The organism is Bifidobacterium bohemicum DSM 22767 (genome assembly GCF_000741525.1).
GTDB lineage: Bacteria > Actinomycetota > Actinomycetes > Actinomycetales > Bifidobacteriaceae > Bifidobacterium > Bifidobacterium bohemicum.
The window spans coordinates 1-9,328 of record NZ_JGYP01000003.1 but is presented as its reverse complement, the minus strand read 5'-3'; the positions used below and the strand labels follow the sequence as shown (position 1 = coordinate 9,328).

Below are 9,328 nucleotides of genomic sequence, written 5' to 3'. Positions count from 1 at the left end.
CCCGTGAGGGGTGGAGCTGACCGGTACTAATGGCCGACGGGCAATACACGTTTCCCGCGCTGGTCGCGGGGACGGCATCTTCCTACTGCGGAAAGGCCATGGCGATGATGAACGTTGCCTGGTCATGAATCGATCGTTGTTGCATGAAGCGTCCACCGTCCGGTTCCCGGACCATCACATCCCACGATCCCTGGCGGGTCGTGCATAATAGAAGATTTGCGGCGGTCATTGCCCGGGGGAGACGCCCGGTCCCATTCCGAACCCGGAAGCTAAGGCCCGGCACGGCGATGGTACTGCACTCGACAGGGTGTGGGAGAGTAGCTCGCCGCCGCATCACACTTGAACGGGGACCCCCGTGGTCGAGCCTGACGGCTCCCACGGGGGTTCTTCGCATGCCCGGACGGATCCCCCGCCCCCCCCCGGCCGGTCGACGCGGCCGGGGCCGACGACGGGAACCGTCCACGCCCACGGGACGCGACATGAACCGGGACACGGACGACCCGACAGCCCAACGAAAACCCGCAAAATTCACGTCTTTCATTATGGGATGGCTCGATAAATGCGACTGAAATTTGACTCGGTTTGCCGTCTTGGATCTCTGCCTTGGGTACGGACTTACTGCGTCACATCCACTGTCAGCATGCCAAACACTGCTGTCCACTGACACTACACATGGTCAAACTGTCTCAAAGTACTTAAGCGATTGTTCACAGGAAATCCGAACTTAGACAGAGGCATTTACACAAGATTAGGGCTGCCCAGCAATGTCTTAAGGCTGTCAAGATATTGGGAGAACGCTTTTCTTCCTTTCGCCTTTCGCCGTCACACTGACATACGTCGCTAGTTTATGGCCTTCGAAGGTCTTCTCTATAGCAACATATTCGGCTTGTTCAAGCTTAGTCAGATGCACTGAAAGGTTGCCATTGGCCACGCCGAGTTGCTGCTTCGATTTTGGAAATGACGGGGAATCATTCTCGTCCATGCCGGTCAGAATCGTCATGATGCGTAACCGTGAAGGTGCGTGAATAATGGGATCGAGTTGTTGGTCGCTCATGCCTGGTGCCCCTGTAACAAGTTTTCAGTGGAGGTGAGGGCGTTGTGGTGAGTAAGCACCGCGCTCACGATCGCGGCGACAAGTAAGCCGCCTCCGTCCACTATTGCCATGGCCAAATATCCTGCGGGAATGCCCAACAGTATGGTGCTCCAGCTTAGCAGCATCATCCAGGTGCCCGAAAAGAGCATAGTCTTGTCGTTGAACGTTCCTGCGCCTAGCCAGTAGATGATTCCGAGGAGCAACGGCACCACGAAGTTATACAGTACCGCCGTGGCTGTGCAGCTCAAATCAAATCTGTAGGTGATGATTCCGATGCCGCCTATTCTGAGGATGGAAGCAATGGGGTATGACCAGCAGAATATGGCTTGGGCGCGAAAGATGCGGCGGGACTCGGGATTTGTGGAGCGTACACCCGATGTGGCGTTCATGTTGGTTGCAATTGAAAGTACGGATGCTGCAGCCAACACAATTGTGAAAACATTGTACGCCATGCTTTCGTTGAAGTATCGCCATTGTGCACTTCTGTTGTTCCGAGTGCCATGCTGCAGTAGGCGATCAGCCAGGCTATGCCCCATAGGGCGTAATTACCGTAAGAGTTCAGATTGTTGTTCAGTGCAGTTCGTTTCCGTTGTGACTGTAAAATCCTCAATGCGTCGGATGGGTCGGTGATATGGTCTGCGGAAGTGTCGGGTTTATTTCGTAATGACATGATGTTCCTTTCAACATCGAATTCAAAAAACTAACATCAATACAAAGTGGTTTATAATACAAACTTGATTTGTCAAATACGTTATCTTTCCGTAATCATATTTCTAATATAACTTTTGAAAAGAGTCTTCGTAAGGGGGATGGGCCGTTCGTGTTTGCACAGTGTAATCCATATATTCATACGTATTGGCTGGGTGACGAATACTGATGATTAAGAATGGGCTCATTGAGGAATAGTGTTTCAAACATAATAAAAATTATCACTGATGATATTCCATCAAAATTTATGGATGGTATTATCAATCTTTAAAACAGATTCCATGCAATAAAAAACAATAATCATAATAATACGTAAAAGAAAACCCCTAGAATAGAGGCCAAAACAAAAACTCTAAGAGGAACCGCATGACGGACAGTGAAACAGGAGAAGTCTCTGATGACCGGTACGGAAGCGACGGGCCAAGGCCGCCACGCTGCGGCTCGATTCCGGCCGGCCGCACTACGGCTCCCACACCGTCAGCACCGACGCCATACGCCAGGCCACACAGACACCAGACCAGCAATTCATCCAGGACCTCATAGAATCACCCGAACTCCACGGACAATGGGTCACCCTCCCGATCGGCGACATCGGACCAGTCAAAGCCAGAAAGACCGCCGCCGAATGGAAACGCAAGACCGGCATCGACGACCACGGCACACGACTCAAAGCCGTCGCCCTACCCAGACACGACACCAGCCGAAACCTCTGGACCGTCGCCATCAACTACACACCAAAAGTTTAATATTACTAATGTTTTAAAGCGATTATTAAAGATCAATTCGCCTAATTCATTTTCGTAGATATACCATTTCGTAACCGTCGCATTGTGCATCTTGTAGCAAGAAAGCCTAATGCCATACAAATAAGACCCGTTTCTAATTCACAAAGTAGGGCAGTTAAATCTGACCCTCCGGTGATAATTGCTTTTACGGCAGCAGATAACGGAAGATTTCGGAATACACCTTGTAAAATTGAAGGATAATAGCGCAACGGTATAATGGCACCTGACGTAATCGGTGCTATTGCAGTTATTACATTGACTGCAGCAAACGAGTCCGACATTATCAAGCCTATTCCAGAAGCTAGAATACCAAGCGATATTCCGGCAACAAGAGCTGCTGGAAAAACAAGTATGGTATGGAAAAACTGATGCAGATCATGCGAACTGTCTAGTGCTAAAATACTGCAACTAGATACCAGACCAGTTGTTACTCCTGCACAAATGCCTGGAATTGATGTACCTGTCCAATACGTTAAATCAATCCAACGTCTAGAAAACACCTCTTGTATCACATCTTGTTCTTTATCATACGCGACGGAAGTACATATAACTGTAGATACAGTGATTACTATTTGAACTACTACTCCGGCTAAAGCGATGCGCACTAAATTCTTTGACCCTAAACTCGCTCCAATAAGAACAGAAAATAGTATGTCCAACAATGGGGTAAGAAATATGGAAACTATGGTAGTTCCTGCATTTGCAAGAAGCATCGATGAAGTTTTGCTAACCTGAGCAATATTATTAACGCGATATAACCAAGCCATTAGAACACCTCTAAAGTTCCATCAACTTGCGCACGCCGTAAAGCAGCCTTACCTAAAAAGTAAGCTATTATAATCCATAATAGCGAAGTTGCTATGCACAGACCTATATCTAGAAGGAAGGTTCCATGATAAATGCTAGAAGAATCAAGATATAGAAAATGAACGGAAGACGTTGGGGGAAAAATGAATCTTAATGCATTTACAATCGCTGGCGTTCGACTCGCTCCGGTAAAAACTCCAGAACAAAATAATGCTGGAACCAGAATCAAGCTTTCATATGTAGTGGCATGAGGCGTCAAAATAAAAACCGAAGCAATAACTAAAGTAACGACTGTGGTACTCAGCCACAATAGAAAAGAGCCAATAATAATCTGTGGTAAATGCATGATAACCGTCTGAGTTGAAATAGCCGAAGTGCCGGGAATGATCCAAAGACAAAATGATAATGGTAACGAAATGAGTCCAAACGCAGATGTAGACATCACGACAGTCATTACAGCTAGTAAGGGATTCTCTCGCCCAGACAGTAAATAAATTAGCGTACCTTTTTGCCTTTCGAAACCAATAATTCCGGCAGCAGCAGTACACGAACCCCACATTCCGATCATAAATGACCTCAAGAAAGCTTCATATGAATCAGCCCCCCAAGCTCGTACGCCGAGACGCTGAATAATGCTCGCAGAAAGGGTACCAACAACGACAAGTTGTATAAAATATGGCGTCGTTGAAAATTCTTTTAGATGAAATAAGAATTGCCTATATAATCTCGTCATGCCTATTTTCCTGCGCAATAACCAAAAATGCATCTTCCAATGTCGAAGGTCTGGTAACAATATCCGGCGGAACTGCCAATTCTCTTACAGAGAACTGGTGCACTATATCCTGCTGTGGCGATTCCGACGCATTATTCCATAGAATAGTGAAATTCCACTTAGCACTGACCGACCTGCAAAGGACTATTGCATTATTACTAAACCATTGTTTAATATCATCTGGTGTTACTGCTTCAGACGGAGCCAGCGAAAACATAGAGGTTTTCGACACGTGCGCATACTGATATATATCGGCGAGATTACCTTGCACACACATTTTCCCATTATTGATAATAGCTACAGTATCAGCTAGTTCCTCTACTTCAGGCATAGAATGACTTGTCAGCAGAATACCAATGCCTTGATTGGCCATCATGGTAATGACGTCACGGATTTGCAGAGCAATATCAGGATCCAACCCAACCGTTGGCTCATCAAGAAGCAATAATTTAGGATTCCCTAATAAAGCACGAGCGATATGCAGTCTCTGTTTCTGACCTCTGGAAAGAGTATTTACACATGCTGTTCTTTTTTCACTAAGATTAACCTGATCCAATAAATCGTCAATTTGTTCACTCTGCTGCCGATAGGGCACTCCCGCAAGACTTGCAAAAAACCGCATATTTGATAGAACCGTTGCCTTAGGATAGAATCCACGATCACCACCTAAAACCATTCCTACGGCATTCCGAGCATTTTGTGAAGATGTGACTGTATCATACCCATTGACCAAAATCGATCCCGATGTAGGGGTTAACAAAGTAGAACACATTTTTACTGTGGTTGTTTTTCCCGCTCCGTTAACGCCTACCAAAGCAAAAATTTCGCCAGGTTTAATCATAAAAGATAAATCATTAACTGCATGAAATTTTCCATGATTAAAATCACGAGAAACATGTGTCAACTCTAATGCATTTGACGACATAGCTACCATTCTATAAAACCAACCTCAGTAACACCTAATGGATCAGAATTAAAACGCCTAACTAATTCATGTGCCAAACGTTGATTTCCAAGTTTAGCTAACGCTGCAATAAGGATTTTTCTAGCTTCAGTAATAGCATTCAAAGCTCCAATATATTTAAACCCATTTAACGCTAAAACAGCACAACTCAAAGCATCATTAAATTTACAAGCTTTATATTTGACAAGAGACAATTCCCCCTCAGCTTCCGGTAAATATTCAGAAGCATATTGACCGCAAAACGTGACGTCTTCCTTAAGGATGTCACACGCTTTACTAAGCGTACTATTCTTTACTGCTATTTGAGCACGATTGATAGAGATTTGGCTCTTATATCTCGCCGCTCTTGAATATTGTTCAGATGTTGAATCATATTGTTTCAGCGCCTCATTTATATAAGATTCAGCTTTAATCATGGCTGCATCAAGCAATGCTTTTTCATCAAGTCTTAAATACCCTAATGCTAGAAGATTATAATAAACGGCAGTCTCTGCCAAAAAACTATCTCTCTCTGGCCGTATATACTTGTTTCAACCTTCCTGTAAAATATCAATGCCTTTTTGCGGATCGGCAAATCTTTTGATATACGCAGCAGAAAGTCTATGTACAGCTGCATATGATTGGTCCGGAGATGCGGCTACTTCCTCGGCTCGTTTAAAAATTGTATAGAAGAAGAATTTCCAATGGCGCTAAGGACAACACCAGATTGAATTAAGTCTCTATATAAGCCAGAATTAAGAATCTCTTGTTTTCTCTCATTAATTACGCTAGAGACAACACTATAATCTCCAAAAAATAGAATAATTGCATCCATTACCTCGCCAATGCCTTGGCATGATGCCTCTTGTAAATATTTATGAAGTACTTCTTTATCTATCTTATGGAAATGCGCTATTTTTACATGTTCAAGATAAAAAGTTTTATAATCAGAAGAGAAACGCACACCTAAATCTGTAGTGGGTATCGAAGCACCTACAGTCCGTAAAAATGGAGGTTTATCTCCCAGAAGGGTCCTTCTTAATACGGATAGTCTTTCAGGAAAAGCAGGAGAAAATCTTGTAGCTTTTAGGCAACGCTCAAAAGCTACAAGATAACTCTCAATATCATTGAGTTGAGTCATTAAAATTCCAATACTTAAATTCTAATGATTCCAAACCATCATCATAGGACTAAATTCTGTATCTAGCTCACCTTCAAGATCAGCAATTGCAGAATCCACATCCAAATCAGTCAATGGTTTTTCTTCCAATATTGGCGTTGACATAATATAACTCCTTTGTCGGCAACCAAACTTTAGTTGTCACATATATCTTTATTGTCATTTGAAAGTAGACAAACGTTTTATTCCAAATAATGAGAATAGAACAAATTAACCATTTTCAATTTATTAGAGCACATCCTAGCAAGAATAAACTTTTCACCATTAAATCTCTACATATATTTGTAGACGGTCGGCCGGCTGATTCCCAGTTCCCGTGCGATTTGTGTCGGTGATGCGTCAGGATGGTTCTGCACGTAGTCGCGGACCAGCTGTTTCTTGTTTCCGCTGCCGACCGGCCGTCCTCGCCATTTTCCTTCTGGATCGTCGATGTTCTGAACGGCGCGTGCCCGTGCCAGATGTACTGTTTGTTTTCTGTGGTTGCGTCGGTTGGGTGTCATGGGTTTGGCGGTCATGCTGGCGATGGTGTCGCGGGGGAAGGTGCAGTATTGGTCGCGCCATGCGGTCAGGGCGGCGTGCAGGTCGTCCTCGGTGAACGGGTGCTCCCGGTAGTCGGGGGCCTGTCTCATGCGTTCCCAGACCCGGTAGGCGTCGCGGGTCATCTCCTGCTCGCAGATGTCGCATTTGCGCGCGTAGATGGCCAGTGCCATCACGCAGAAGTACCGGTGGTGGTAGGTCATTCCCTCCCGCATGAGCCGCCGCACCCACCAGTCGTACAGGTCGCGCTTCACATGCCAGCGGTCCGGCTCCTGCCCGTCGACGACGCGCCTCCGGTACCAGTCCGGCCACTTCTCCTTAGCTTCCTCGAGCGGTGTGGTGATCCTGTCGAGCAGGGGCGGCAGGTCGCGCCGCTTGTAGATGTCCATGCCGACCATCAGCTCGGGAATCGTCCATCTGGGGCCGGTATGCCAAGCAGTAACAGGGAACCGGCTGCCGAGCTTGCTGGCGCTGCCGACCACGCGGAAGCCCTGGTAGATCCCCTGCATCTGCTTGTCCTTCAAGCGGCTGGTGTCGTCGTTCCATACCATGTCGATCAGGGCGAACTTGAACTCCTTGAGGCCCTTCGCGTTCGCCGGCGTCAGGGCGATCGGCTCCTTGAGGAAATAGTAGAGGTGCAGGCCGGTGCCGGAGCTGACGATATAGGTCGGCGCCTGCCAGCCGATATCCGATTCCCCGCCCGGCTCAGGATAGTGGCTCAGCAGGGTCGGCACGTCGGGCTCGTCGAGATCGACCGCGAACGCGTAGAGGGTACGGGCGATAGGGTGCGGGGCGCCGACCTGGCCGCGTCGCGGGGTGCGGACAGAAAGTTGAAGTCTGGATAAAGGGTCTGGTATTTGTACAGCAAAGCTGAGATGCAACGCGCGGTGGAGCGTGTTTCGAGTGGAATATTGGCCTGAGGTAACAGCGAAACGGTTGGAAAGCGTCCGGTCACGAACTCGTCGGTTGGCTGGATACGGCCGATCCGCAGTCCCGCCCACGCCAAGGCAGGCCGCGTACACCTATGGCGGTGAGGAACGTCGTGGACGCACCTGTAGGGCATGGATCCGCGCGAGTATGGCGTAAGCAAGGTGTTTGTGGAACGGTGTGAGTACGCTTTCGACGGCAGGGGCCGGCCCAACGATGGAGTAGGCTTCCATAGCGACCAAAACGATGACGGTCTGCCGGATGACCCGACTGTGTTGAAGCAGTGAATCTTCGACCTCGAACTGAAGAACGCGCTGCTGTGTGTTTTGTTAAGTTGTTGTCTGCCATTTCGGCATGGAAAATCATCCATCTTGGCGCCTAGTTCCAGGCCGTTCGAGCGTATTGATTAAGGTTTTTTGCTTGTTGCTGTCTTCTGTTATTGGGCAAGGGAGTGGGGCTGGCACCATGATTTACCTTCGAATCATATGACAAGTCAGTGGTGGACGGGTGCATCGATTGGTTCAATACCACCCGTATCAAGGCGGCCTAGACTACCAAAGTCCAGACGAGCACGGCCAGACTCTCGACCTCATGGCATAATCAACAACCGAAACATCTTCAACAAAACGTTCATATCCCCTCTTCTGTATCTCATATTTCGAGAGTAAATGGTGTTTTACCTGATTTCAGATAGTATAACTTTTTAAGTATTTTCAACATTAAAAGATACCTAACTATAAGAAAGATGACAACAATGGATGTTGTAACAGGATTTAATGATAGATATGGCCGATAACTTCGTTATAGGAGATTTCTTTCTAATGACTTTTCTCAGTGCGCAGAGCAATTTGGTTATGAACCTCTCGCCGTATCGCTCATAGAAAACGCAGAGGCATACGATGAAAAGGTAGTTGGAGCTTCACCGTGGCCTGAATGGGACAGGAGAGGATGCTTTTACTTTGATATTAAAAATTATCGGAAGGTACTTGCGCTTCGACAGCCTGTGCTGCTCGTCTAATTCTCACATCCAAGCTCCTGCTTGTCAGTAATTTTCAAGCTATGTCGCGGTCTAACTAAATGCCAAATGGCTGGATATAAGCTTGAATACCCGTCCTAAGATCTCGACATGCACAAATCTCGAGAAAAATGTATTGATAAAGTCCTATTGCCCATAAGCTGAGAATTTAAAAGGCGCGTATAACTAAATTTCGACACGCCGACAAAATGTATATATTCCAACGAAACTCATGATATTTTTGCCTGGTCGATTTGCGCAAATGAGCAACCTAGTGTAGGTTAGTAACTCGCTGCCCAGCAGCGACAACAAATCTTCGAGATTGCTTGAAGTTGTTGGTGTGGTGGTGGTTTGAGAACTCAAGAGTGTGTTTGTACTACTTTTTAAGCTTTTTTGATTGCCAGTTCGGCGATCGCCTGGTTTTGTGCCGGGTGGCCGGGAGGTCTTGAAGGTCGTCGAGGTTTTTTGTGTGGTCGTTTGGTCCTTATCCAAACGGCACCGTCGATTCCGTCCTTTTGGATGGTTTCTTTTTTGAGAGTCGTTGAACGGCTTTTCCATTTT

At 46.6% G+C, this 9,328-nt stretch carries 9 protein-coding genes and 1 rRNA gene; 1 reads left to right on the top strand and 9 read right to left on the bottom strand.

Annotated elements, in window-relative coordinates; all coding sequences use genetic code 11:
- Window positions 1-217: 217 nt before the first annotated feature.
- A 5S ribosomal RNA gene (rrf, locus tag BBOH_RS05910) occupies window positions 218-334 on the top strand.
- Window positions 335-778: 444 nt separating this feature from the next.
- On the opposite strand, the gene BBOH_RS05905 is transcribed toward rrf, so the two are convergent.
- The 9 genes from BBOH_RS05905 to BBOH_RS05885 all read right to left on the bottom strand — a co-directional run bounded on the left by BBOH_RS05905 (window position 779) and on the right by BBOH_RS05885 (window position 7,559).
- The gene (locus BBOH_RS05905) at window positions 779-1,054 is read right to left on the bottom strand and encodes a transcriptional regulator (protein ID WP_052118252.1); all 276 of its coding nucleotides are present in this window, start codon (window positions 1,052-1,054) and stop codon (window positions 779-781) included.
- Complete coding sequence (locus BBOH_RS05900; protein WP_033522601.1) at window positions 1,051-1,545, bottom strand: hypothetical protein; 495 nt, start codon at window positions 1,543-1,545, stop codon at window positions 1,051-1,053. The genes BBOH_RS05905 and BBOH_RS05900 overlap by 4 nt, the downstream gene beginning before the upstream one ends.
- A gap of 1,043 nt (window positions 1,546-2,588) precedes the next feature.
- Window positions 2,589-3,353, bottom strand: coding sequence for an ABC transporter permease (locus BBOH_RS08580; protein ID WP_074428618.1), 765 nt, complete (start codon window positions 3,351-3,353; stop codon window positions 2,589-2,591).
- Entirely contained in the window at window positions 3,353-4,126 is a 774-nt protein-coding gene (locus BBOH_RS08860) for a hypothetical protein (RefSeq protein ID WP_074428617.1), read from the bottom strand. Before BBOH_RS08860 ends, BBOH_RS08580 begins: the two co-directional genes overlap by 1 nt.
- Window positions 4,110-5,099, bottom strand: a complete 990-nt coding sequence (locus BBOH_RS05890; RefSeq protein ID WP_033522604.1) for an ABC transporter ATP-binding protein — start codon at window positions 5,097-5,099, stop codon at window positions 4,110-4,112. The genes BBOH_RS08860 and BBOH_RS05890 overlap by 17 nt, the downstream gene beginning before the upstream one ends.
- On the bottom strand, window positions 5,093-5,626 hold the full coding sequence (locus BBOH_RS08855; protein ID WP_143242522.1) for a hypothetical protein: 534 nt from the start codon (window positions 5,624-5,626) through the stop codon (window positions 5,093-5,095). The genes BBOH_RS05890 and BBOH_RS08855 overlap by 7 nt, the downstream gene beginning before the upstream one ends.
- 140 nt (window positions 5,627-5,766) lie before the next feature.
- Window positions 5,767-6,249 (bottom strand): hypothetical protein, encoded by a 483-nt coding sequence (locus BBOH_RS08850; protein WP_143242520.1) that lies wholly within the window; start codon window positions 6,247-6,249, stop codon window positions 5,767-5,769.
- Between the two features lie 21 nt (window positions 6,250-6,270).
- Window positions 6,271-6,393: a hypothetical protein gene (locus tag BBOH_RS09415; protein WP_272945345.1), complete on the bottom strand. Its 123-nt coding sequence runs from the start codon at window positions 6,391-6,393 to the stop codon at window positions 6,271-6,273.
- A 167-nt stretch (window positions 6,394-6,560) separates the two neighbouring features.
- Window positions 6,561-7,559, bottom strand: coding sequence for a helix-turn-helix domain-containing protein (locus tag BBOH_RS05885; protein ID WP_052118254.1), 999 nt, complete (start codon window positions 7,557-7,559; stop codon window positions 6,561-6,563).
- Window positions 7,560-9,328 lie beyond the last annotated feature (1,769 nt).